The sequence below is a fragment of the Acinetobacter sp. YH12131 genome, assembly GCF_013418635.1.
GTDB lineage: Bacteria > Pseudomonadota > Gammaproteobacteria > Pseudomonadales > Moraxellaceae > Acinetobacter > Acinetobacter towneri.
Genome location: NZ_VPBQ01000009.1, coordinates 36,280 through 61,079, shown reverse-complemented (window position 1 = coordinate 61,079; position 24,800 = coordinate 36,280). Strand labels below are relative to the sequence as shown.

At 43.0% G+C, this 24,800-nt stretch carries 24 protein-coding genes and 1 pseudogene; 22 read left to right on the top strand and 3 right to left on the bottom strand.

Going from position 1 to position 24,800, the window contains the following annotated elements:
* Positions 1-6: 6 nt before the first annotated feature.
* The 11 genes from FTU66_RS08370 (at position 7) to der (ending at position 10,799) form a co-directional block, all read left to right on the top strand.
* On the top strand, positions 7-558 hold the full coding sequence (locus FTU66_RS08370) for a phosphatase PAP2 family protein (protein ID WP_180112622.1): 552 nt from the start codon (positions 7-9) through the stop codon (positions 556-558).
* 459 nt (positions 559-1,017) lie between these two features.
* Entirely contained in the window at positions 1,018-1,218 is a 201-nt protein-coding gene (gene iscX / locus FTU66_RS08365) for a Fe-S cluster assembly protein IscX (protein WP_104852473.1), read from the top strand.
* Positions 1,219-1,380: 162 nt separating this feature from the next.
* Complete coding sequence (gene ndk / locus FTU66_RS08360; protein WP_004975092.1) at positions 1,381-1,812, top strand: nucleoside-diphosphate kinase; 432 nt, start codon at positions 1,381-1,383, stop codon at positions 1,810-1,812.
* Positions 1,813-1,948: 136 nt separating this feature from the next.
* A complete protein-coding gene (rlmN, locus tag FTU66_RS08355; protein ID WP_004975094.1) occupies positions 1,949-3,181 on the top strand; it encodes a 23S rRNA (adenine(2503)-C(2))-methyltransferase RlmN in 1,233 nt (410 codons plus the stop codon).
* 75 nt (positions 3,182-3,256) lie between these two features.
* On the top strand, positions 3,257-4,045 hold the full coding sequence (pilW, locus tag FTU66_RS08350; RefSeq protein ID WP_371971077.1) for a type IV pilus biogenesis/stability protein PilW: 789 nt from the start codon (positions 3,257-3,259) through the stop codon (positions 4,043-4,045).
* Positions 4,036-4,845 carry a RodZ domain-containing protein gene (locus tag FTU66_RS08345; RefSeq protein WP_004975098.1) on the top strand — a complete coding sequence of 270 codons (810 nt, stop codon included), beginning with the start codon at positions 4,036-4,038 and terminating at the stop codon, positions 4,843-4,845. Before pilW ends, FTU66_RS08345 begins: the two co-directional genes overlap by 10 nt.
* 22 nt (positions 4,846-4,867) lie before the next feature.
* The gene (ispG, locus tag FTU66_RS08340; protein WP_004975100.1) at positions 4,868-5,989 is read left to right on the top strand and encodes a flavodoxin-dependent (E)-4-hydroxy-3-methylbut-2-enyl-diphosphate synthase; all 1,122 of its coding nucleotides are present in this window, start codon (positions 4,868-4,870) and stop codon (positions 5,987-5,989) included.
* A 3-nt stretch (positions 5,990-5,992) separates the two neighbouring features.
* Positions 5,993-7,288 (top strand): histidine--tRNA ligase, encoded by a 1,296-nt coding sequence (gene hisS / locus FTU66_RS08335; protein WP_180112621.1) that lies wholly within the window; start codon positions 5,993-5,995, stop codon positions 7,286-7,288.
* Between the two features lie 30 nt (positions 7,289-7,318).
* Positions 7,319-8,020: a tetratricopeptide repeat protein gene (locus tag FTU66_RS08330; RefSeq protein ID WP_178318747.1), complete on the top strand. Its 702-nt coding sequence runs from the start codon at positions 7,319-7,321 to the stop codon at positions 8,018-8,020.
* Positions 8,020-9,168 carry an outer membrane protein assembly factor BamB gene (bamB, locus tag FTU66_RS08325; RefSeq protein ID WP_096901518.1) on the top strand — a complete coding sequence of 383 codons (1,149 nt, stop codon included), beginning with the start codon at positions 8,020-8,022 and terminating at the stop codon, positions 9,166-9,168. Before FTU66_RS08330 ends, bamB begins: the two co-directional genes overlap by 1 nt.
* 218 nt (positions 9,169-9,386) lie before the next feature.
* Positions 9,387-10,799, top strand: a complete 1,413-nt coding sequence (der, locus tag FTU66_RS08320; RefSeq protein WP_004975107.1) for a ribosome biogenesis GTPase Der — start codon at positions 9,387-9,389, stop codon at positions 10,797-10,799.
* A 93-nt stretch (positions 10,800-10,892) separates the two neighbouring features.
* Here der and FTU66_RS08315 read toward each other — a convergent pair whose 3' ends face one another.
* Positions 10,893-11,666 carry an SDR family oxidoreductase gene (locus FTU66_RS08315; RefSeq protein ID WP_180112620.1) on the bottom strand — a complete coding sequence of 258 codons (774 nt, stop codon included), beginning with the start codon at positions 11,664-11,666 and terminating at the stop codon, positions 10,893-10,895.
* A gap of 107 nt (positions 11,667-11,773) precedes the next feature.
* Between FTU66_RS08315 and mazG the strand changes: the two genes are divergently transcribed.
* From mazG to yjgA, 9 genes are all read left to right on the top strand, one after another.
* Positions 11,774-12,535, top strand: coding sequence for a nucleoside triphosphate pyrophosphohydrolase (gene mazG, locus FTU66_RS08310; RefSeq protein WP_004975111.1), 762 nt, complete (start codon positions 11,774-11,776; stop codon positions 12,533-12,535).
* A 16-nt stretch (positions 12,536-12,551) separates the two neighbouring features.
* Positions 12,552-13,019 (top strand): ComEA family DNA-binding protein, encoded by a 468-nt coding sequence (locus FTU66_RS08305; protein WP_180112619.1) that lies wholly within the window; start codon positions 12,552-12,554, stop codon positions 13,017-13,019.
* Between the two features lie 129 nt (positions 13,020-13,148).
* On the top strand, positions 13,149-14,615 hold the full coding sequence (gene pcnB, locus FTU66_RS08300; RefSeq protein ID WP_131260755.1) for a polynucleotide adenylyltransferase PcnB: 1,467 nt from the start codon (positions 13,149-13,151) through the stop codon (positions 14,613-14,615).
* Positions 14,612-15,100, top strand: a complete 489-nt coding sequence (folK, locus tag FTU66_RS08295) for a 2-amino-4-hydroxy-6-hydroxymethyldihydropteridine diphosphokinase (RefSeq protein ID WP_004975118.1) — start codon at positions 14,612-14,614, stop codon at positions 15,098-15,100. Before pcnB ends, folK begins: the two co-directional genes overlap by 4 nt.
* 49 nt (positions 15,101-15,149) lie before the next feature.
* The gene (panB, locus tag FTU66_RS08290) at positions 15,150-15,959 is read left to right on the top strand and encodes a 3-methyl-2-oxobutanoate hydroxymethyltransferase (protein ID WP_004975120.1); all 810 of its coding nucleotides are present in this window, start codon (positions 15,150-15,152) and stop codon (positions 15,957-15,959) included.
* A 1-nt stretch (position 15,960) separates the two neighbouring features.
* Positions 15,961-16,806 carry a pantoate--beta-alanine ligase gene (gene panC, locus FTU66_RS08285; protein WP_004975122.1) on the top strand — a complete coding sequence of 282 codons (846 nt, stop codon included), beginning with the start codon at positions 15,961-15,963 and terminating at the stop codon, positions 16,804-16,806.
* Between the two features lie 24 nt (positions 16,807-16,830).
* A complete protein-coding gene (gene rapZ, locus FTU66_RS08280) occupies positions 16,831-17,682 on the top strand; it encodes an RNase adapter RapZ (protein WP_180112618.1) in 852 nt (283 codons plus the stop codon).
* A complete protein-coding gene (locus tag FTU66_RS08275; RefSeq protein ID WP_026438354.1) occupies positions 17,679-17,948 on the top strand; it encodes an HPr family phosphocarrier protein in 270 nt (89 codons plus the stop codon). The genes rapZ and FTU66_RS08275 overlap by 4 nt, the downstream gene beginning before the upstream one ends.
* A 2-nt stretch (positions 17,949-17,950) precedes the next feature.
* Entirely contained in the window at positions 17,951-18,484 is a 534-nt protein-coding gene (yjgA, locus tag FTU66_RS08270) for a ribosome biogenesis factor YjgA (protein WP_167846246.1), read from the top strand.
* Between the two features lie 107 nt (positions 18,485-18,591).
* Here yjgA and FTU66_RS08265 read toward each other — a convergent pair whose 3' ends face one another.
* Positions 18,592-20,238 carry an acyl-CoA synthetase gene (locus tag FTU66_RS08265; protein ID WP_131260752.1) on the bottom strand — a complete coding sequence of 549 codons (1,647 nt, stop codon included), beginning with the start codon at positions 20,236-20,238 and terminating at the stop codon, positions 18,592-18,594.
* Between the two features lie 202 nt (positions 20,239-20,440).
* Entirely contained in the window at positions 20,441-21,469 is a 1,029-nt protein-coding gene (locus FTU66_RS08260; protein WP_180112617.1) for an AraC family transcriptional regulator, read from the bottom strand.
* Between the two features lie 121 nt (positions 21,470-21,590).
* Here FTU66_RS08260 and FTU66_RS08255 point away from each other — a divergent pair.
* Positions 21,591-23,364: pseudogene (locus FTU66_RS08255) on the top strand (neutral/alkaline non-lysosomal ceramidase N-terminal domain-containing protein).
* 125 nt (positions 23,365-23,489) lie between these two features.
* Positions 23,490-24,773 carry a D-arabinono-1,4-lactone oxidase gene (locus FTU66_RS08250; protein ID WP_180112616.1) on the top strand — a complete coding sequence of 428 codons (1,284 nt, stop codon included), beginning with the start codon at positions 23,490-23,492 and terminating at the stop codon, positions 24,771-24,773.
* Positions 24,774-24,800 lie beyond the last annotated feature (27 nt).

Sequence of the window (24,800 nt, the reverse complement as noted above, 5' to 3'; positions counted from 1 at the left end):
GAACTGATGAAGTTTAAAAATGCAAAAATAAGAATGCTGGATCTCGACTTAAAAGGCTGTTTGTATCTTAACCATTTTTCCCACTCTCAGCGGGTGGCACAATTTTTTAAAGTTATTAGCCGTTTGGGCGATGGTGTGTTCTGGTATGTCATGCTCGCAAGTGCATGGATGATGCAGGGCATTGGTTATAGTTTACAAATTATTTATCTGTTGTTAGGCGGATCTGTCGGCACAGGTATTTATAAATATTTAAAACAAAAAACCGTCCGTCCACGTCCGTATCAGGTACACCAAGTGATCCGTTTGGGTGAACGTCCCTTAGATCATTTTAGCTTCCCATCAGGTCACACTTTGCATGCAGTCATGACCACAACGGTTTTGGGTTATATCCAGCCAGTATTGTTGATGTTGATGTTGCCCTTTACGATTTTGGTGGCCGTTTCCCGTATGATTTTAGGCTTGCACTATCCAAGTGATGTGGCCGTCGGGGCGATGATTGGAGGGGCTGTAGCGAGTGCGATTATTTTGGCTGCACCTTATGTAAATATTGTTTTATAAGTGGTTTGTATCTCAAGTTTATATTAAGAACTTGAGTATGAATTTATTGATTAGAGGGCTAAAGAGTTATAACGGAGTCCTATTAATTACGGTCAAACAGTTGGATAAACCTTCGGTTCGACCTACTTTACTACACATATTTTCATTCAGCAAAATGAGAAGCTGAGTGTTTCGCGAGAACATCATCTTGCGGAGTAACGCTACTCATCATAAAAGCGATTTTCCATATTTGGATTACTGCTCCATTGTTGACTTGCGCTGCAAACAAAGCAGTGCTTGTTTTTGCTCAGGTTGTGGATGACGTTTCCGAGTATCAGATGTATGTGATTGAGTACCATTAAGTATGGTTTTATGTGTGTAAATCATATTTGAAAAGTTATAGATCAGATACAGAAAGGCAGGCAGCTTTGGTGAAATTTGTTAAAGTAGTCGCTGTCTTAAATAGAATAGGGAATACACATGGGTTTACGTTGGACAGATAGCATCGACATTGCGATTGAATTATATGAAGCACATCCCGATGTGGATCCACAATGGATTCGTTTTACCGATTTACACGCGTGGGTCTGCGCTTTACCTGAGTTTGAAGATAACCCAGAAAAATCGACAGAAGGTTTGTTAGAAGCCATTCAAATGGCGTGGATTGACGAAGCACGTTAAAAATAGTGCTGTGAAGCCAGACGGATTTATCCGATGTCGATCTGCATAATTTGCTTCATATCGAAAAAAGCAATTTTTTTACACATCAAAAGCAGAAAACAGCCCATTATTCGGTATAATGCGGCAAAATTTTCGCGTCAACATTGACTTAAGGAGCCAATCATGGCTATTGAACGTACTTTATCTATCGTAAAACCAGATGCAGTTGCTAAAAACCACATCGGTGACATCTTTGCTCGTTTCGAAAAAGCTGGTCTTAAAATCGTTGCGACTAAAATGAAACACCTTTCTCAAGCTGAAGCTGAAGGCTTCTACGCTGAGCACAAAGAACGTGGTTTCTTTGGTGACCTAGTTGCGTTCATGACTTCTGGTCCAGTCGTTGTTTCAGTTCTTGAAGGTGAAAACGCAGTTCTTGCTCACCGTGAAATTTTAGGTGCAACAAACCCTAAAGAAGCTGCACCTGGTACAATCCGTGCAGATTTCGCTGTAAGCATCGATGAAAACGCTGCTCACGGTTCAGACTCAGTTGCATCTGCAGAGCGTGAAGTAAACTACTTCTTTGCTCAAACTGAAGTTTGCCCACGTACTCGTTAATACGCAGTATTCAAACCAGATAAGTGTTATTATGCTTATCTGGTTTTTTATTCTCCGATTTTTATTTTCTGAATAAACCTTTGCTCACCTCTTGAGCTTCTCCTTTCATCTTTAGACATGGTTTAGGTATACACACATGAGTACAGAAGTCCTCGCTGCATCTGCAACAGATGTTCAGCAAGCATCTGCGTCCGCTCCTGCACAGTCTGCGACTGCAGAGAAAGTGAATCTCCTTGGCATGTCACGTCCACAAATGGAAAAATTCTTTGAAGATTTAGGCGAGAAGAAATTCCGTGCAGGGCAGGTGATGAAATGGATTCACCAGTTTTTTGTTACAGATTTTGCTGAAATGACCAATATTTCAGGCAAGTTACGTGAAAAACTGGAAAAGATTTGTGAAATTAAAGCGCCTGAAGTGGTGCATAAAAATTATTCTAAAGACGGTACCCGTAAGTGGGTATTCCGTGTGGGTGATGGTGAAGGCTCATTGGTCGAAACCGTTCTGATTCCTGCCGAAGATAAAACTGGCTCACGTAAAACCCTGTGTATTTCATCGCAAGTGGGTTGTGCACTGGACTGTTCATTTTGTTCTACGGGTAAACAAGGTTTTCAGCGTGACCTAACCCAAGCCGAAATTATTGGTCAGTTGTGGATGGCAAACTATTCCTATATGGAAGATGTGCCTGTGATTGAACGTGAGCGTTCTGTGACCAACGTGGTGATGATGGGTATGGGCGAACCGTTGTTGAATTACGATGCCGTCTTGAACGCCATGCGCATTATGCTAGATGACTTTGCTTATGGCATGTCTAAGCGTCGTGTGACTTTATCGACTTCGGGTGTTGTACCTAAAATTGACCAATTGGCACAAGATATTGATGTGGCTTTGGCAATTTCTTTGCACGCCACCAATAACGAACTGCGTGATGAACTTGTTCCAATCAATAAAAAATATCCATTGGAACAATTAATCGCAGCTTGTCAGCGTTATATTGGCAAAGATGGCAACGAAAGTGCGCGTAAACACGTGACCATTGAATATGTCATGTTAGATGGTGTAAATGACCATCCTGAACATGCGCAGCAAATGATTAAGCTACTCAAGAACCTGCCAAGCAAGATTAATTTGATTCCATTTAACCCATTTCCGCACGCGCCGTATGGACGTTCAAGCCGAAATCGAATTATTTCTTTCCAAAAAACTTTGTCTGATGCAGGTTTTGTGTGTACGATTCGTCAGACACGTGGTGATGATATTGATGCTGCGTGTGGGCAATTGGTCGGACAAGTGGCAGACCGCACCCGCCGTGCCGAACAGTGGAAAAAGAAAGTTGCAGCGCAAAATGAAATCATACGCTCGCAAGGATAATGACTTGTATAGATAACTAACTTGCATCGAACGAAGACGCAAAGGGGATGTCCATTGAATAAGCCTGTATTTAAAATCGCACAAATTACAACTGTTTGTATTTCGGCAATTTTTGCTGCAGCTTGTCAAACCACAGCTCCAACCTTAGGGCAAAAAGACCCTGAAAAAGCGGTGCAAGTACGTACGCAGTTGGCAGCAGAATACTTAAAAAATGGCGATTTAGACTCAGCCAAACGCGCACTTGATCAAGCTTTGGAAAGCGATTCACGTGATTCCACCGCTAATATGATGATGGGCGTGTTGCTGCAACAAGAAGGCAGCAAGCTGAATTTAGAAAAAGCCGATGCGTATTTTAAGCGTGCCATTGCCGCTGACCCAAAAAATGCACAAGCGCGTAACAACTATGGTACGTATTTATATCAAGTAGAACGCTATAATGATGCGATTGAGCAGCTCAGTATTGCAGGTGCAACACTGGGTTATGATCAACGCTTTAGAGCATTGGAAAATGTAGGTCGTATTTACTTGAAATTAGGCGATATAGAGAATGCCGAAAAGTCATTCAAACAAGCCTTGCAAGCCAATCGCGATTCTTATGTTTCAATGTTAGAGTTGTCGGAAATTTTATATTTAAGACAACAATTTGCACCCGCGCGACAATTGTATGAACAATTTGTACGTGCTGTGGGGCAAAAAAATCAGGGTGCGCGTGCCTTATGGATTGGGATTCGTTTAGCACGTGCCAATGGCGATCAATTGGGAACTCAGGTTTTAGTGAACCAGCTGCGTGCATTATTTCCCAATAGCCAAGAATACCAACGTTATTTGCAATTACAGTACAGTACTGAGGCCGTATGGAAGTAAATCCTAATTCACCGCAACCCACACAGGGGACAACGCCTGTACCCCATGCATTAGGAAATGTTCAACGTCCAGGTGAGTACCTTCGTCAAATTCGCGTCAATCAAAAACGCGAACTGGATGATGTTTCAAAAGATTTGAAAATTCCATTAAAAACGCTGATGGCGCTAGAGCAAGACGAATATACCGCTTTGCCTGAAGCGACCTTTATTAAAGGTTATTATCGTACCTATGCCAAATATTTACAGGTCGATGCTTCAGCCATTATTCAGCGTTTTGATGAAATTTATGCCAACGATACAGGGTTGTTGCCAAATCACGCCTTGAACAATTCACCCATCAAAATTATGGGAAAACTGCCAGGCTCTAACCGCGATCGCAATAAAAAGTGGCTCACACGTATCGCTGTGATTGTGGCGGTATTGCTGTTGTTGTGGGCATTGGTCGCGCTAATTCAAAACTGGATGTCGTCTGGTCAAGAGGGTGCAGAACCTGAAATTGCAGTACTGCAATCCGATGTGCAAATCATTTCTGACAATGCGACAGGCAGCACGCCTGCACTTGCTTCGGGCGATCAGCTGAATTTGCAATTTGCTCGTCCAACTTCAGTGCATATTGTTGACTCTGCTGGCAATGTTTTAGCGACAGGACGTCAAGCCTCTACTTTAAATTTACAAGGCGAAGCCCCATTTCAAATTCGCTTAGATGATGCGACTGCTGTGTCATTAAGTTTGAACAATGAGTCGATTTCATTATCGCCATATACTGTGAACGGAAAAGCAGAATTCCGTTTATCTCGATAATGCAGCAAGGTAGAGCGATATCATGATTGTAAATCCAATTCAACGCCGTCCGACCCGTAAAATCCGTGTGGGTTCTGTCTATGTGGGTGGTGATGCGCCCATCAGCATCCAAAGTATGACCAATACAGAAACCTGTGATGTTGCTGCAACTGTGGCGCAAATTCAGCGTTGTGTAGATGCGGGCGTAGACATCATGCGTGTTTCTGTACCAACCATGGAAGCCGCAGCTGCATTTGGTGAAATTCGTAAGCAAGTATCTGTGCCGTTGGTGGCAGACATTCACTTTGACTATAAAATTGCATTGGCAGTTGCCGATGCGGGTGCAGACTGTTTGCGGATTAACCCGGGTAATATTGGTTCGGAAGCCAAGATTCGTGAAGTGGTGGCTGCTGCCAAACATCATGATATTTCTATGCGAATTGGTGTGAATGCAGGATCGCTGGAAAAAGATATTCAGAAAAAATATGGCGAGCCGACAGGTGCAGCATTGCTGGAATCTGCTATGCGTCATATTGATATTTTAGACCGTCTAGATTTTCAGGAATTTAAAGTTTCAGTCAAAGCATCGAATGTGTTTTTAACCATGGATGCTTATCGTTTGTTATCACAACAAATTGATAATCCATTACATTTGGGCGTAACTGAAGCAGGTATTTACCGTACAGGTACCGTAAAATCTGCAATTGCTTTGGGCGGTCTGCTCATGGAAGGCATTGGCGATACCATGCGTATTTCACTTGCGGCAGAACCTGAAGATGAAGTTAAAATCGGTTTTGATATTCTAAAATCTTTAGGTTTACGCTCTAACGGGATTAACTTTATTGCCTGCCCAAGCTGTTCACGTCAGGAATTTAACGTCATTTCTGTAATGCAGGCATTGGAGGAGCGTTTGGAAGATATTCGTACTCCAATGGATGTATCGGTCATTGGTTGTAAAGTGAATGGCCCAGGCGAAGCTAAAGAAGCTGATATTGGTGTGGTGGGCGCAAGTCCGCGTTCATTGGTTTATCGTAATGGTGAAAAGAGCCATTTAATTGATACCAATCAACTCGTTGATGAAATCGAAAGCATGGTTCGTCAGCGTGTTACAGAGCTTGAACAAGCTAAATCTAAAGAGATTATTCGTACAAATTTTTCTGAGTAAGTCATGAGTTCAATTGTTGCAATTAAAGGTTTTAATGACATTCTTCCAACGCAAACACCTGCGTGGAGACGTCTAGAGCAACATTTAGCATCTTTAATGGATGCTTATGGTTATCAACAAATTCGTTTGCCAATGGTTGAGCAAACCAATTTGTTTAAGCGTTCAATTGGTGATGCGACCGATATTGTTGAAAAAGAAATGTACACATTCTTAGACAAGGGTAATCCGCCTGAGTCTTTGACTTTGCGTCCTGAAGGAACTGCGGGTTGTGTACGTGCCATGTTAGAGCACAATTTGCTACGTGGTGCGACACCGCGCGTGTGGTATATCGGCCCAATGTTTCGTTATGAAAAACCGCAAAAAGGTCGTTATCGTCAATTCCACCAATTTGGTGTAGAAACTTTTGGCGTTGCAACACCAGATATGGATGCCGAACTTATTTTAATGACTGCGCGTTTATGGAAACGTATGGGCGTTGCCGATAAAGTTCGCTTAGAGTTGAATACGCTGGGTGAGTCGGATGAGCGCGCAGCGTATCGTGCCGCTTTGGTTGAGTTTTTGGAAGCGCACAAAGCCGATTTAGATGAAGATTCACAGCGTCGTTTAAGTACTAACCCACTGCGTATTTTGGACTCGAAAGATGCTAAAACGCAAAGCATCCTAGAAAATGCTCCAAAATTGCATGATTTTATGGGTGAAGATACGCTGAATCACTTTGCTCAATTACAGCAGTATTTAACCGATGCAGGCATTGAGTTTGTGATTAATCAAAAACTGGTACGCGGTTTAGATTATTACAATAAAACCGTTTTTGAATGGACAACCACGCATTTAGGTTCGCAAGGCACAGTTTGTGCAGGCGGGCGCTATGATGGTTTGGTTGGGCAGTTGAAAGGTAAAGCAGATCAGTCTGTACCTGCTGTGGGCTTTGCCATGGGCATTGAGCGTTTATTGTTGTTGCTTGAACAAGTCGAAGACAATACGCCTGTACGTGATTGTGAAGTGTTCTTGTTGGCAGATCCAACAACTCAAGGAAAGGCGTTGGTTTTAGCTGAGCAAATTCGTGACCAATTGGAACAAGCGGGCAGTCAGATTCGCTTAAAAGTTGGTTCACAAGGCTCAATGAAAAGCCAAATGAAAAAAGCCGATCAATCAGGTGCAATCTATGCCTTGATTTTTGGTGAGCGCGAAACGGAAGCACAGCAATTGGCAGTGAAAACCTTGGCAACTGCTGAGCAAACGACTGTTGCAGTGACCGAAATTGTGCCTTTCATCATTGAAAAATTTTCTTCACAATAAGCCAAATAACATAAGGAAAAGGGTAATCCAATGAGCGCATTGAGTGATGACGAACAACTTGATAGTTTAAAATCGTTTGCGAAAAAATATGGTTCAGCCATGATTAGCGGGATTTTAATTGCGTTGATTGCCTTTTTCGGATGGCAATATTGGCAGAAAAAAACCTTGGCAGAGCAGCAAATGAATACTGCTAAAGTGCAACAACTGATGGATGATGCACGTACAGCAGAAGGCAATCCAGATGCCTTCAGTCAATTGTCTGCAACTGCCGATAAAATTGTGAAAGAAGCCCCTGATTCTGCGCAAGCTATTCAAACTCAATTCTTAATGGCTAAACTCGCTTACGATCAGCAAGATTTTGCTGCCGCAGAAAAAGCCTTAAAGAAAGTTGAAAACTCTAAAGTAAAAGACCAAGGCTTAGTGCAATTGGTTAAGTTGCGTTTGGCTTATGCACAGTTGGCGCAAAAGAAATACGATGAAGCTATTCAAAGTTTGGCCGCGGTGACTGATCCTGCATTTAAAGCGACTGCAGATGAAGCGCGTGGCGATGTTTATGTCGCGAAAAATGACCGTGAAAATGCCAAAAAAGCGTATCAAAGTGCATGGGATACTTTGGTGGAACGTAAACAAGAACGTCAAATTTTACAAATAAAACTCGAAAGTGTTGGTGTTTTGGTGGATGATCCTGAAATTGAACGCCCAGTATTAGACACACAAGTGGATGAGAGCTAATGAATAGAAAGTATAAAATACCGTTTGCACTGACCGTTTTAACCCTCGCTTTAGTGGGGTGTTCTACCAATAAAATTAAAGTTGCAGAAGTTAAGCCAAATCCACTGCCAAAACTTGAGCAAGCACAAAGTCTAGTTCCTGTATTTTCACAAAGCGTTGCATCGACTACATCAGCCGATCCACTACGCCTGCAATTAGATGCCGAAAACGGGGTAATTTATACTGTTGATCCTAAAGGTGAGATGGCAGCCTATCAAGGCAAGCAACGTCTTTGGCAAAAACAAGTGTCTAAGCAAGGCTTAACTGCAGGTGTCAATGCTGCTGATGGCATTGTGGTTGCAGGAAACAGTAAAGGACAATTGTTTGCTTTAGATCAGCAAACAGGTGAGCAAAAGTGGGTTGCACAGTTAACAGGTGCAATTCTTGCACCATCGTTAATTCAGGCGGGTCGTGTGGTGACTGTAAGTAATGACGGCACGGTATATGCACACAATGCCGAAACAGGTCAATTGGTTTGGACTTACAACTTGCCAAACGTGCAATTTAGCTTACGTGGTATGGCAGCACCTGTGGCGCTCGATTCACGTACTGTGCTAATTGCTTCTGCAAATGCCTATGTCTATGCACTGGATATTGTGACAGGTGTACCACGTATGCAGCGCCGTGTTGCCATTAGTGAAGGTCGTTCAGACATTCAACGCTTAAATGATATTGATGGCGACCCAGTGGTTGCAGGTCAATTCTTGGTGACCACAAGCTATCAAGGTCAGGTCACTGTATTGGACTTAGCTTCACAACAAGTGATTTGGAGTGAAGATGCAAGCAGTACCAAACGCCCAGAAGTTGCGGGGAATGGTGTATTTGTCAGCACTGCAGATGGCAAAATTGCAGCTTACGAAATCACATCAGGACAAGCACTTTGGGAAAATGACAGTTTACTCAACCGTCGTTTATCTAATCCTGTATTGTTTGGACAATATTTAGTGGTCGGTGATTTAGATGGTGTCTTACACCTTATTGATCCAAGCTCAGGGCAACTGGTTGGACGTTCAAAAACCAATGGCGAAGTCCGTTCATTGCGTGTAATTGACAATCAACTCTATGTCGCAACGCAAAAGGGCGCATTAAGCGTTTGGCAGAACCGCTAATTTTGTTCTGACTTTTATGCTAAAATAGTTGTCCGTATTTTTACGCGGGGTAATTGAATCATCAATGCCCCGTGTTTTTATTTAATAGAGTGGTCGATGTTTTCTCTGTCGTTTGCGTGGTCGCAACGCTGAACCCAACATCCATACTCTGTTCTTTCTTCCACAGTTTCGGATGTACAGACCATTGAAACTGACTGATCTTGAATAAAGGTTAATCTATGAAACCCGTAATTGCGCTCATTGGTCGTCCGAACGTCGGAAAATCAACGCTGTTTAACCAGATTACCAAGAGCCGTGATGCACTTGTTGCTGACTTTGCAGGTCTGACACGTGACCGCAAATATGGTGATGCAACCTATCAAAATAAATCTTTCATTGTGGTCGATACTGGCGGTATTGGCGAAAGTGAAGGTGGCATCGACTCTTACATGGCTGAACAATCTAAAACAGCCATTCACGAAGCCGATATGATCATTTTTGTGGTCGATGCACGTGCAGGCTTGTTGGCATCGGATGAGCAAATTGCGCGTGAATTGCGTACTTTGGGCAAAAAAGTATTCTTGGTGGCGAACAAAGTAGATGGCGTACATGCCGAAGCCGCTTTGGTTGAGTTCTTTAAGCTGGGTATGGGCGAGCCATTGCAAGTGGCTGCCAGTCATGGTCGAGGCGTTCAGCAAATGCTGGAAGACGTTTTGGCAGATGTTCCTGAAGATGAAAACCCAGATGCACACGATCAAGACACAGGTTTGCGTTTAGCCATTATTGGACGTCCAAACGTGGGTAAATCGACACTGGTCAATCGTTTATTGGGCGAAGAACGTGTAGTGGCATACGATCAGCCGGGTACGACACGTGACTCAGTCTATATTCCGTTTGAGCGTAATGAACGTAAATACACCTTAATTGATACTGCAGGTGTGCGTCGTAAAGGTAAGGTCGATGAAATGATCGAGAAATTCTCGATTGTGAAAACCTTGCAAGCCATGAAAGATGCACACGTGGTGGTGATTGTGGTGGATGCGCGTGATGGTATTGTCGAGCAAGATTTACACTTAATTGGTTATGCGCTTGAAGCAGGGCGTGCCATGGTGATCGCGATTAACAAATGGGACAATATGTCCGAATATGATCGCAAACAATGTAAGTTAGATGTTGAGCGTCGTTTTGACTTTATTCCATGGGCAAAAATCCACCTAATTTCTGCCTTGCATGGTACAGGCGTGGGTGACTTATATCCATCTATCCACCGTGCGTATGAGTCATCGCACTTAAAAGTGTCACCTGCCAAATTGACGCAAATTTTGAATGACGCAACAGATGCACACCATCCACCTAAAGTGCAAGGTCGCGCTATTAAAATGCGTTATGCACACATGGGTGGACAGAACCCGCCAACCATCGTGATTCATGGTAATAAGGTCGATAAAACTCCTGCAGATTACCGTCGTTATTTAGAAAACGTGTTCCGTAAAGTCTATAAGCTAGAAGGTACACCTGTAAAAATTGAATTTAAAACCTCTGAAAACCCATTTGAAGGGCGTAAGTCACAAGTGGATGAGCGTACTGCGGCACGTCGTCGTCGTTATGTGCAGAAGTTTAAGAAAGCCGAGAAGAAGTTTAAGCGAGGCTAAGGCTTAAACTTTGACGTGTTTAATAAAAAATCCCGAATGTAAATTCGGGATTTTTTTTTGAGCAACTTAATTTAAATATAGATAGATGTAGAATTAATGACGCTTCGCCAACAAGCTATTCGACAGACGATTTAACCATTGTGGGCTAATACTCGAAAGTTGCATTAGGGTTTTGGCTTTTAAACCGACCGCACGATGCGTATTGGTCAGAATCGAATCTTTAACCGTCGCTTGTTGATACACCACCTGGGCGACATCTTCTGTCGATAAATGCACGCCCATGTTTTGAATGGTGGCTGCATCCATATCTTTCACCATTGCAGTTTGTACAAATAGCGGCATGACATCTAAGACCCGAATGCCGTATTTTTGCCACTCTATATCTAAACCTTCCGTAATGCCACGTACTGCAAATTTGGAAGCAGAATAAGAAATTAAATCGGCTTGTCCATAAATCGCAGATGCCGAAGACAGGTTAATCACCCGTGCAAAACTTGCTTGTTTTAAATAAGGCAAAGCCGCATGACAACCGTTTAATACACCATTCACATTCACTGCCATAGTCCGATGATGCGCTTCTATGGGTGTGTCTTCAAATGCGCCTGAGTAGAGAATTCCTGCATTATTCACCAAAATATTCAATTCACCTGCCCATTGGCAAAAATCGGATAACGCAGCTTGCCAACTGGCATAGTCTGCTACATCAAGCAAACCTGCATGTGCACGCTCACCCAATTGTTCTGCTAATTGCTGTGCTTGTGCGAGATGAATATCATAAATACCGACACGGTAACCTTGCCGATAAAACAATTGTGCGATTGCCGCACCAATGCCTTGTGCAGCGCCACTAATCAAGATACTGTGCATTTGAACTTGCTCCCTGATGTTATTTTTGTTGTGCATATCGTCCTTGCCATCTGAGCATAACAAAAAAATGGTGCATTCGTGCAATAAATTGAAATAAGGAACAACCCATGCAGCAATTGCTTTCAATCATGCAACAGTTACGTCAACAATGCCCGTGGGATCAAAAACAAACCCCAGAAAGTTTGACTCAATACGCAATTGAAGAAGCTTATGAAGTTGAAGCGGCAGTGCGTTCAGGCAAGGTAGATGATGTACGTGATGAGCTGGGTGATTTGTTGTTGCAAGTGGTGTTTCAGGCACAAATGTATAGCGAGCAAGGTGCATTTGATTTTCAAGATGTGGTACAAGCCATTTGCGATAAATTAATTCGTCGGCATCCACATGTGTTTCAGGCAGAACAGTTTGCGCAGCTTAGCGCAGAAGATGTCGCTGCCTTATGGAAAACCATCAAACAACAAGAAAAACAGGGTAAAGCAAAGTCACGTTTAGATGAGGTGAAACATGCACCCGCTTTGGTGCAGGCACAGCAAATTCAGCAGCATGCGGCACAATTGGGCTTTGACTTTCATACCGTGCAAGATGCGTATGGCAAGTTAGAAGAAGAATTGCAAGAATTACAACAGGCGATTCAACAGCAACAATCCGATGAAATACAGGATGAGTTAGGGGATTGTTTGTTTTCTTTAATCAATGTTGGGCGTAAACTTGGCGTGTCCAGTGAGTTGGCATTATTGGGCACAATTCATAAATTTAGAACACGCTTTGCTTACATTGAAGATCAGGCCGAATTACAACAAAAAACAATAGAAGATATGACTTTAGAAGAAATGGATCAACTTTGGGAGCAGGCAAAACAACAATTAAAATGACAGGTTTTGCGGCAACATGAATATATCGCAGCAATTAAAAGTTTCTTTTCGCTTTTTTTCTTTCGGATGGCAGTACTGGCTTGCATTGCTGTTATGCGGTATCAGTGTATGGACTACAGCACAAAATGTGCAATCTAAGCCTGCGCAGGTGGGTGGGCACAGCTATGATCAAAACTATTTAAAATGGAAAGCGCAGCAAGCCGCGCAAGATCAGCGTTTAAGTGCGGCTCAAACCACATCATCAAGCGCAGAACATTATTTAGCACGTCCTACTCAGCAAAGTGCGCATACAAATCAAGTGCGTTTAAATAGCGCTTCACTAGAACAATTGCAGCAATTGTCTGGGGTGGGCATGAAAAAAGCACAAGCGATTGTGGAATACCGAAAACAAAATGGAAAATTCCAAAGTATTGAAGAACTTCAGCAAGTCAAAGGGATTGGGTCTGCCTTATTTGCCAAGAATAAACACAAGTTGGCATTGTAGCTGCAAGCAGAATTTTAGCACTGCACATTGCAAAATTAGCATGTGAATCAAATTGCCCTTTGATTGTGTTAGAGATATGATTAGCGACATCTTATCTGTTTTACGTTCAGACGTAGGAGACAGCGTCTTTTGCAAACTTTGCGCGCGTCAAAATGTGGTTTATCTACCGCTCAATTACCTTCTTCCATTTTAGATGTTCTAGATGCTTTAACCAAAGCAGGCTATGAAGCCTATATCGTCGGTGGTGGAGTTCGTGACTTAATGTTAGGGCTAAATCCGAAGGATTTTGATGCCGTAACCAATGCCACACCCTCACAAGTGAAAGAAGTTTTCGGACGACGTTGCCGAATTATTGGACGACGTTTTGAGCTGGCGCATGTCTATGCAGGGCGTGAACTAATTGAAGTGGCCACTTTCCGTGCGCCACCGAAAAAAGCTGTGACTTCTGCGGCGGGGATGATTCTGCGCGATAATAACTGGGGCACAATCGAGCAAGATTTTGCCCGTCGTGACTTTTCAATCAATGCGTTGTATTACCAGCCACGCAAAGGCATCGTGTTAGATTTTTGCAATGCCGTAGATGATATAAAGCACAGAAACTTGCGTTTATTGGGCGATCCAACTTTACGTTTTGAAGAAGACCCAGTGCGTATGCTGCGTACTTTGCGTTTTGCTGCCAAATTAAATTTCAATATTGATCCAAAAATTCTTAAAATTTTTACGCCTGAAATGACGCAGTTATTGCGTGATGTATCGCCACACCGTTTATATGATGAGTCGCAAAAACTCTTTACGATGGGACATTTAAATAAAGTCCTGCCGATGTTGATTGAGTTTGGTATTTGGCGTCAGTTATTTGCCGACATCAAGCCAGACATCAACTCATTTATTGAACGTGCAGCAAAAAATACCGATCAACGGATTACGATTGGTAAAACCATCAACCCTGCATTTTTCTATGCGGTGCTGTTGTGGCAACCGTTTTTAGAGCGTTGTGACTTTTATCTTTCTAAAGGTGTGGTGGCAGCCGAAGCGCGAGCCCAAGCAGGTTTAGATGTACTGAAACGTCAGGCGACACGTACCATTATTCCTCGTTTTGCTGAAACTTTTATTCGTGAAGTTTGGGAAATGCAAACCCGTTTATTGCAACCGAAACCACAGCAAATTGAAGCATTGTCTGGGCATGCGCGTTTCCGTGCAGGTTTTGACTTTTTATTACTGCGTGAAAAAGCAGGCGATAGCTCGACTTTAGGAATGGGTCAGTGGTGGGATGCCTACCAGCTTATGAGCACCGATGAAAAAGAACGTGCGATTGCCCAATATAACCGATTACGTGCCAAGAGCCGCCGTAAAACAGCGCAAGAACCTGTTGATGTGGCACCAGCAACACATGCTGCCGATATGCAGATTGAACCCTTGGTGAATGAGCCTGAGCCTCGTAGTCGACGTGCGCGTAAAGCCAAACAGTATGAAGAAAATCGGGCGCAATTGACTGCTACAGCAAACGGTTCAGGTATTGGTGCAGATCATCCGATTTTAAAACGTAAACGTGTGCAACGTGATTTAAGCCAAGTGATTTTTGGGCCAACACAATGAGCAACATCACCTATATTGGTTTAGGCAGTAATTTGGGCGATTCGCGTCAAATTTTGACTGAAGCGGTGCAAAAACTGGCAACTTTGGGGCAAGTGCAGACTTCTAAACTGTATCAAAGCCCACCCATGGGACCACAAGATCAGCCTAATTATTTGAATGCTGTGGTACGTTTAGATACCGAACTTGAAGCCTTGGCATTGTTAGATGAATTACAGCGTTTTGAACAAGAGTCAGGTCGGGTACGTTTACGCCATTGGGGTGAGCGTACGCTAGATTTAGACTTGTTGATTTATGCTGATGCCAACATTCAAAATGAACGTCTGACTGTACCGCATGTGGGGGTGTTAGAACGTGATTTTGTCGTCATCCCGTTGTTAGATTTGGATGCTAACTTAAGCGTTAAGGGACAATTATTAAAACACTCGCCATTGCTTGAACATCCGAGCTTAACTGTTGTAGATGCCAGCAATTGGGCAGGGCTATAAAGTTTTAAATTAAGCATGCGTGATGCTTTTTCCATAGAGGAATATTTTCATGATTAGTTTAAGTGACCTAAGAAAATTTAAAGCGGAAGGTCGAAAATTCTCCTGCCTGACTTGCTATGATGCAAGCATGGCGAAAGCAATGGAAATTGCTGAAATTGATACGATTTTAATTGGCGATTCTTTGGGTATGTCTATTCAGGGGCGTGACTCAACCTTGCCTGTTAGCGTGGCGGATATGGCTTATCACACTGCGGCGGTACGTCGTGGTAATCAACATGCCTTTATTTTGACTGACTTGCCATTTATGAGTTATGCCACCTTAAATGATGCATTGCAAAGCTCGAAAGAAGTGATGCAAGCGGGTGCGCAAATGGTCAAAATGGAAGGTGGTGCATGGCTCAGCGAAACCGTTGCAACACTGACCCGTAATGGTATTCCTGTCTGTGTACATTTAGGTTTAACACCACAATCGGTGCATGTATTTGGCGGTTATAAATTACAGGCACGTACCCGCGAAGCTGCAGATAAACTGATTGCTGACTGTAAAGCTGTGGTAGAAGCAGGCGCGGCGATTCTGTTACTAGAATGTGTGCCAGCACAGCTAGGTCAAGAAATTTCTGCCTTGTTCCCTGAAATTCCAGTGATTGGGATTGGTGCAGGTGCAGACACTGACGGTCAGGTACTAGTGGTGCAAGACATGCTGGGGCTGACTTTTGGTCGTGTCGCAAAATTTGTACGTAACTTTATGAAAGAACAAGCGGGTGAAACTGCCATTTTGGATGCATTTAAAGCCTATCATGCTGCAGTTCAAGATGGTTCTTTCCCTGCACGTGAACAAACTTTCCAAGTCGAGTTGTAATATGAAAACTGAAACCACAATTCAAGGCTTAGCGGCTTCATTACAGCCTGCACGCGCTGCGCGTAAAACCATTGGTTTTGTTCCGACTATGGGCAATTTGCACGAAGGGCATTTGACCTTGGTGCGCGAAGCGAAAAAAATATGTGATGTGGTGGTGGTCAGTATTTTTGTCAATCCAATTCAATTTGGCCCTAATGAAGACTTTGACAGTTATCCGCGAACTTTAGACCAAGACAGTCAATTGTTGGCAGAAGTCGGTTGTGACATTATTTTTGCGCCTTCAGTTGAGCAAATGTATGGCAGCAAACCACGTTTGACCAATATTTCAGTGAGCGAGATTACGGCAGACTTATGTGGCTTGCAGCGTCCTGGACACTTTGATGGTGTTGCGGTGGTCGTGACCAAGTTATTCAATATGGTACAGCCAAACTATGCTTTCTTTGGTGAAAAAGACTATCAACAACTGGCAGTCATTCGTCAGTTTGTACGTGACTTGAATATTCCGCTAGAAGTGATTGGTGTGCCAATTGTACGTGCAGCAGATGGTTTGGCACTTAGTTCACGCAATGGGTATTTGAGCGCTGAACAGCGTCAAATTGCACCGACAATCTATCAAAGTTTAAAGGCTGCTGCACAAGCATTACAGCAAGGTGAAACTTTGTCACAAGTGTTAGCGAATATTAAAGCAACATTGACAGCAGCAGGCTTTGTTGTGGACTATGTAGAGGCGCGTACAACAGAATTGCAGAAAATTGAAGCATTTAGTGAAGATCTGGTGTTGTTCGTTGCAGCAAAATTGGGCAATACACGTTTAATTGATAATTTGCAGGTCAAACATTCTGCATAGCTGGCAATAGAAGGGTTGCATGCCATGAAACGTATTTTGATCGTGACAGGTCAATCGGGTTCAGGAAAATCTTCGGCATTACAAGTGTTGGAAGATTTGGGTTATTACTGTATTGATAATTTACCTTTGGCATTGCTTCCCGAAATTGTGGATAAACTGGATCAGGAAAATAACTTGGAACAGTTGGCATTGGGGGTAGATGTACGCAGCACCCGTGCCGACTTGCAAGAGTTTGATTTGGTATTTGAGCAACTGCAAAAGCATGGTTCAGTCGATATTATTTATCTGACCACGCAAGATCAGGAATTGATTGCCCGTTTTAGCGCATCACGCCGTCCGCATCCATTGTCGAGTCGATTTAAAAGCTTGAATGAATGTATTCAAGAAGAAAAAAACTTGTTGATGCCTATTCAGTTTCGCTCGACTGTGCATATAGATACTACCGATAAAAGCGTGCATGACCTAAAGCATGTATTGCTGTCTAAACTTGGGCAAAGCGATCATTTAATTGTGATTTTACAGTCCTTTGGTTATAAGCACGGCATTCCGCTAGATGCCGACTATGTTTTTGACGTACGGCATTTACCCAACCCGCATTGGGATTTAGAGCTGCGAAAACATTCAGGTTTAGATGCACCCGTGCAGGAGTTTTTGCAACAAAGCCCGCAAACTCATGAAATGTTTAAAGACATTTATCAGTTTTTAGAAAAATGGTTGCCAGCCTTTGCCGAAGGACATCGACACTACATCACCATTTCTATTGGCTGTACGGGTGGGCAACACCGTTCTGTTTATATCGTAGATAGACTAAAAAAAGCACTTGAGGCAAAATGGTCTATACAAGTCTTACACCGAGAAATGAAGCACTGGTCATGATTGACACAACTGTTGACGTAATTAATAAACTAGGTTTACATGCACGGGCATCTGGGAAGCTGATTGAAGTGACCACCAAATTTCGTTCGTCAATCCAAATTGGTAAAGGCGACAAGTTGGTTGATGCCAAAAATATTATGTCCTTGCTCATGTTAGGTGCAGGCAAGGGAACTACTTTACGCTTGGTGATTGATGGTGCAGATGAAGAAAAAGCTTTATCTGATATTCAAGCACTGTTTGCAGCAAAATTTTACGAGGCAGATTAATCGTGGCACGTCGACCGCAACGTTTTACCGAAGATGACTTTGAATCTTTAGAAGGGCGTGCAAGTAAAACCGAACAGAAAAAAGCCGTACAACGTATGGCCGCGCTTGGCGAACAATTGGCGCAGTTAAGTACTAAACAAATTCAAAAACTTCCAGTAGAAGAGCGTTTAATTGATGCTTTACTGGAATTGCAAAGTATTACTTCACATGAAGCACGTCGTCGTCAGTGTCAGCGTATTGGTAAATTGTTGCGTAATGAAGATGAAAGCGTAATTTTGTCTTATTTGACGCCGCAGCAAGGTGCGAAAAAAACCGCACAGTTACAGCGTTGGGTAGAGCGAATTATTAAAGACGGCGACCCTGTGATTAATGATTTTAGTAAAACCTATAAAGCAGCTGAGCGTCATACGCTGCGTCAGCATGTGTTGCGTATCCACCGTGATATGAAACAGGAAGTGTCTGCGGAAGAACTTGAAGCATCTAAGCTCAAGTTGTTTAACTATGTGCAGCAAGTGGCTTTGCTGTCAGAAAACTAAGCTATCAGAGAACCAAGTGATCAAACGCGAGCTTGTCTGATTGCAATAAAAAACGACTCATAACGAGTCGTTTTTTATTGTCTTTTATGTGTAAGGATTTTCAAATTTTAGCCGAACTCACCGACTGAACGCTCTTTGGCCCATTCACGCAGTACAAATTTTTGTAATTTACCTGTCGATGTTTTTGGAATTTCAGTAATCACCACATCCTTTGGTACTTTAAAACGCGCCAAATGTTGACTGCAATAGGCAATAATTTCTTCAGGGCTGACCTGCTTGCCTTCTTTCAGTTCAATAAAGGCACACGGGACTTCCTGCCAACGTGGATCTGGTTTTGCCACCACTGCAGCAGTCAAAATTGCAGGATGTTGATACAACACCTCTTCCACTTCGAGTGAAGAAATATTTTCACCACCTGAAATAATCACATCTTTAGAGCGGTCAGTAATTTTGGCGTAGCCATCGGGTTGGCAGACAGCTAAATCGCCCGTATGGAACCAGCCACCTGCAAATGCTTCTGCGGTGGCTTCTGGGTTTTTCAAATAACCTTTCATCACGATATTGCCACGGAACATAATTTCGCCCATGGTTTTGCCGTCTTTTGGTACAGGTTGCATGGTTTCTGGGTCTAAAACTTTCATGCCATCTTGCAGCGGATAAGGCACGCCTTGACGCGAATGTAATTGTGCTTGTTCTTGAATGGATAGGTCGCTCCAGCCTGCTTGAGAAGCACACAGCGCAGATGGGCCATAGGTTTCAGTTAAGCCATAAACGTGAGTTACGTTAATGCCAATATTGCGCATACCTTCAATAATTGCTGCTGGCGGTGCAGCACCCGCAACCATCACTTCAACACGGTGATCAAACTGGGTCTTTTTCTCCTCAGGGGTGTTGATGAGCATCGACAAGACAATTGGCGCACCGCAGAAATAATCGACTTTGTGCTCTGCAATTAATTTAAAAATCAGTTCAGGGTCGACTTTACGTAAGCAGATATTGGTGCCACCGTTGGCTGCCATCGTCCATGCAAAGCACCAGCCATTACAGTGGAATAGGGGCAGTGTCCATAGGTAGGTTGCACGTGGGGTCATCCCGCAGGCAATAATATTACTGGCTGCATTAATGTAGGCACCGCGATGATGATAGACCACGCCTTTCGGGTTGCCTGTCGTGCCAGACGTATAGTTCAGGCTAATTGCATCCCATTCATCTTGTGGCAAATGCCATTCAAAATTTGGGTCACCTGCAGCCAGCCAAGTTTCGTATTCAATCTGTCCGATGCTAAGGGCATTGGCAGCATGCTCATATTCTGCATCGTTGACATCAATCACGTAAATTTCATGATTGACCATCGCTAAGGCTTCTTGTGCCAAAGCCGCAAATTCAGGGTCAACCAAAAGCACTTTGGATTCTGCATGATCGAGCATAAACGCCAGTGTTTTGGCATCTAAACGAGTGTTTAGTGTGTTCAGCACTGCACCCGCCATTGGCACAGCAAAGTGTGCTTCTAGCATGGCAGGAACATTCGGAAGCAGCACCGAAACAGTGTCATTTTTGCTGATGCCTAAATTTTGAAGTTGATGTGCAAATTGGCAGCAGCGCAAATAAGTTTCGCGCCAGGTAATTTGACGTGAACCGTGAATAATCGCGTTTTGGTGCGGGTAAATATAAGCTGCCCGTTCTAAGTAACGTAACGGGGACAAGGCGACAAAGTTCGCAGGGGTACGCGGTAATTCATCGTATGCGCTGACCATTGTTATTCTCCATAATATGTGTCGTTATTTTATCCAACTTAAAAAGATAGGGATTTTATGGCAGCTTTGCAGTTATGCTTTAGTCGAAAATCTGTTGTTTTTGTTTTGAATCGCTTGTAAGTACATTTAAAAAATAGTTTAAGTAAAATTTAGCAGCTATTTTTTATTCAATAAAAATAGTAGCTTATTGGAAAATATTAACTTATTCTGTCATTTGGCTTTTATAGAGTGATGGGCTGAGACCTGTCCAACGCTTAAATGCACGTCGAAATTCGCGTAATTCACTAAAGCCAAGTTGTTGGCTAATTTCAGTCATGCTCAAAGGCTGTTGTAGCAGTTGTTTGGCTTTATTTTCCAAAACGTGTTGGCGCAGGTTTTGGAAGTTGCAGCCTTCGGCAAGTAATTGTCTGCGTAAATGTCTTTCGCTCATTTGAAAATGTTGTGCCGCTTGGTGCATATCAAAGTGCTGAGGTAAATGCTGTTCGATTAGATAACTCAACACGTGTGCATATTGCTGTTGATTAATCGCCTGCATATCCTGATACGCTTGTTGGCAGACACGCAGGGCGGTGCTGTAATTGGCGGCACTAGAGGTTTTAATTTGGCGTCCTAAAATCTCTGGTCGGAACACCAAAGCATTCATGTATGATGAAAAGTGCAGAGGACATTGATAATGCACCTGATAAGCCTCTAAATAGTCGGGTTGGGCAAAACTAAAATGCACTTCGACCAAATCTTGATGATTGCCAAGCATGACGTCTAAGCAGCTAACAATACTGGACAGGGCTTCATCGCAAAAAAAGCGCAGTAAGTTCCCCGTGGGATAACGCTCTTTCATCACCAGTGTAGGAGAGGTCGAGGAAAAATCGTACTCCAAATCCATCACACTGCCTGAAATGGGATGGTACTGCAGTCCTGTCTGTAAGGCTTCTACAACATTTTGACTGGACACCATGGCAAAACCGAGCATGCCCATGGAAATCAGCCCCTTGTCACGTCCAATTTCTAAGCCTAAATGTGCACATTGAGTGTCTTGCAGGGCGCGTGTCACCACTTTGCAAATATCTTGAAATGAAACAAAACCATTGCCTTGGACGATTTGATCAAGATCTTGAGAAATTCCCTGAAACCATGGTTGATAGGGGATCTGTTGTTCTTTGGCGTAATGAATCAGACCTGACAATAAGGCAGGCGGCACGTGCTGCAGCAAGTAGTTTGAAGTTGCTGACATAAGTCCGATTATCCCCCCATGCCATTGTCGCTTTGACCCTTATTTGCCGTGATGCAATTTTGTTTAATGGCGTTGATCAGCGTCATGACTGATTGTATAAATGAAAAGGAATACGATTGCAATGTATTTGGTGGGTTGGGATAAACAGGAAATTCATATTCAGCCAAAAGGGCTTGCCATGTTTGGTTATGGCAACTGGAAACATCGTGCCTATGAACAACGAACAGCTTTATTTGCCCGCAGTATTTGTATTCAAACCTTAGACAATGACTTATTAATTTTTTGCTGTCTGGATATGGGGTGTGTGACCTATGCTATGCGTCATTTAGCGATACAGCGTAAACTGGGGGAGCGTTTTCAGCCGCAGCGTTTGGTATTGATGGCAACGCATACTCATTCTGCACCTGGCGGTTGTGCACATGAAGCGTTGTACAATATGCCCACACCTGGTTTTGTGCCTGAACATTTAAATGCAGTGGTCGATGCGATTGTGGGCAGTGTGCTCAAAGCTTTGGCGACCCAGAAAAAACCGATATTTATATGAGCAATGGTCGTTTTGCAGAAGAAACGCCAGTGGCATGGAATCGCTCTTTAACAGCGTATAACCGTAATCCTGATGTATCTCGTAGAACGCTGGAACAGGCACATTTGGCCTTAGATCGTGATATGCAATTGCTTGGTTTTTATCGCGAAGGTAATTTACAGGCAGTTTTTTCTTTATTTGGGGTGCATGCTACCTGTTTAAGCAGTCGTTTAAGCGCTCATGATGGTGATAACAAAGGTTATGCCGCACTTTGTACCGAGCGTGCACTGCAACAACGTGGGGTCAAAAATCCTGTGGCAATTTTTGCCCAAGCCGCAGCGGGTGATGTTTCTCCACATTATCATGGCCCTGAGCAGTCACAGGTACGTGCTGCAATGCGCGATGAAAAAGAATACGAATATACACAGCAAAATGGTCGCTATCAAAGTGAATTGGCACTGAAAGCTTTGGCACATAGAGGTACGCCGTTAATGGGAGCTTTAGATGCTGTGTGCCATTATGTCGATTTAAGCAATATTGAAATTCCAGTTGAATTTGCGATGGGCAAACAGATGCAAAAACCAGTGCAGCCTGTCATGGTGCAGCATTTTTTGCAGGAACACCTGTAGATGGTGCAGGTGTGGCACAACCGATTTTTAAAGGTATGCAATGGTTAGTGCAGCGAGTGAAAAAGAAAAAGTTGAGTAATCCTCAAGCCGCAGATTATACCTATTATCAACAGCTATATGCCTCACAAGGCCCCAAAGATATTGTGCTGGAATGTGGTTCTAAAACCATTTTTGGCAAGCCACTGAATCATTATCCTAAATTTTTAGACAAACTGATTGCAGAAATGAACAAGCAGGCCAGTGTAGGCGCAATTGATCATAGCTTGTTGGTACCGAATGTAGTGCCATTACAATTAATTAAAATTGGCGACTTAACCTTGCTGTGCTGTCCTGGGGAAATTACTACTGTTGCAGCTAAGCGGCTCAAAGTAACCGTACAACAAGAATTGGAATCGACTCAAAAAGTATGGTTGGCTTCATATTGCAATGATTATATGGGCTATGTGACCACCTTCGAGGAATATCAACAACAAGCCTATGAAGGTGGTCACACTTTATATGGACAGTGGACTTTGGCAGCGTTGCAAACTAAATTTCAATATTTCGCAGAGCAATTGAATTTGCCTATTCCACAACGCGATACAGCATCGTTATTACCGCCCGCTGTACCTTTGGATGAATTAGAAAAAAGAACATATCGTGACAGTTTGAAAGCTAATGCGCTAAATGAATTGTGGTTTTTTTATACATTGTTCCATGTGAAACATATTCTAAATCATGTACTAGTCAGGAGGTTAATCTAAATCAATATGGATAGAGAGGTCATTTATCTCATCCATGTGTCTCTATTTTTTTAATGCGGTACTTTAAAAAGTAACGCAAAACAAACTGCAATAAAAATAAATGCCACGCAGAAAAAGGAAGGATTATGAAACAGCGTTGGAGTAACTGGTCTGGAAAGCAAACAGCCTATCCAGACTTTTTACAGCCGAAAAATGTAGATGAACTGAAAAAAATTGTGCGGAAGCACGACAAAATTAGAATGGTCGGAGCAGGGCATTCCTTTAGCCCCTTAGCCACAACCGATGATGTGATGGTGAATTTAGATCATATTCAGGGGGTGCATCAATTTAATGCACAAAAGCAGCAATGCACCTTACATGCAGGGACTCGGCTGTACAAACTGGGTGAATGTCTAGCTCCGATTCATCAGGCGCTGCAAAATCAGGGCGATATTGATCATCAGAGTTTGGCAGGTGTGGTTGCAACAGGAACACATGGCACAGGTGTGGATTTACCTTGTCTATCGGCTTTGGTGACTGATTTTGAACTGCTCACAGCAGAGGGTGAGGTGTTGCAATGTTCACCTGAACACAATGCTGAAATTTTTCAGGCAGGTCGGGTCGCGCTGGGCAGTTTTGGGGTGATGACCAAAATCACTTTACAAAACCGTTCGCGCTATAAACTCAAAGAGCAGCTACGTTTATGTGCCTTGAGTGATATTTATCAATATATAGACCGTTGGAAGCATCAACATCGCCATATTGAGTTTTGGGCATTTTTACACAGTGATCAGGTGATTTTAAAAACCTTAAATGAGAGCCGAGGATTGACGGATCCTCGTCCGCAACATTGGTTATCAGAAGACCGTTTATTAAATTTTTGTTCGGAAATAACCCGTGTTTTTCCACAGTTAAATCCGTATTTACAATCTTTGTTGGGCGTGTTTATCAAACCGAGTACTCATGTCGATTGGTCGAGTCAAATTTTCCCAACGCCACGCAATACCAAATTTAACGAAATGGAATACCAATTGCCTGCCGAGCAAGGTTTGGCGTGTTTAGAAGAATTATTGGCGGTTTTGAAACAACAGCGTGTCGCCATGTTTTTCCCAATCGAGTTTCGCTATGTCAAAGGCGATGATATTTGGCTGAGTCCTTTTTATGGACGGGATTCGGTGTCTATTTCAATCCACCAATTTTATAAACAAGATTGCCAACATATTTTTAAATGGGTCGAACCGATTTTACAAAAATATCAGGGACGTCCACATTGGGGCAAATTGCACAGTATGCAAGCGGATCAATTACGTGAGTTATATCCAAAATGGGATGATTTTATGCAACTTCGTGAGCAGCTTGATCCACAGCAAAAATGGATTAATCCATATTTAAGACAAATTTTCACGATTCCAAGTTTGAGTGCGGCGTGATGTTCAATAAACAACTCAAGCAATCGC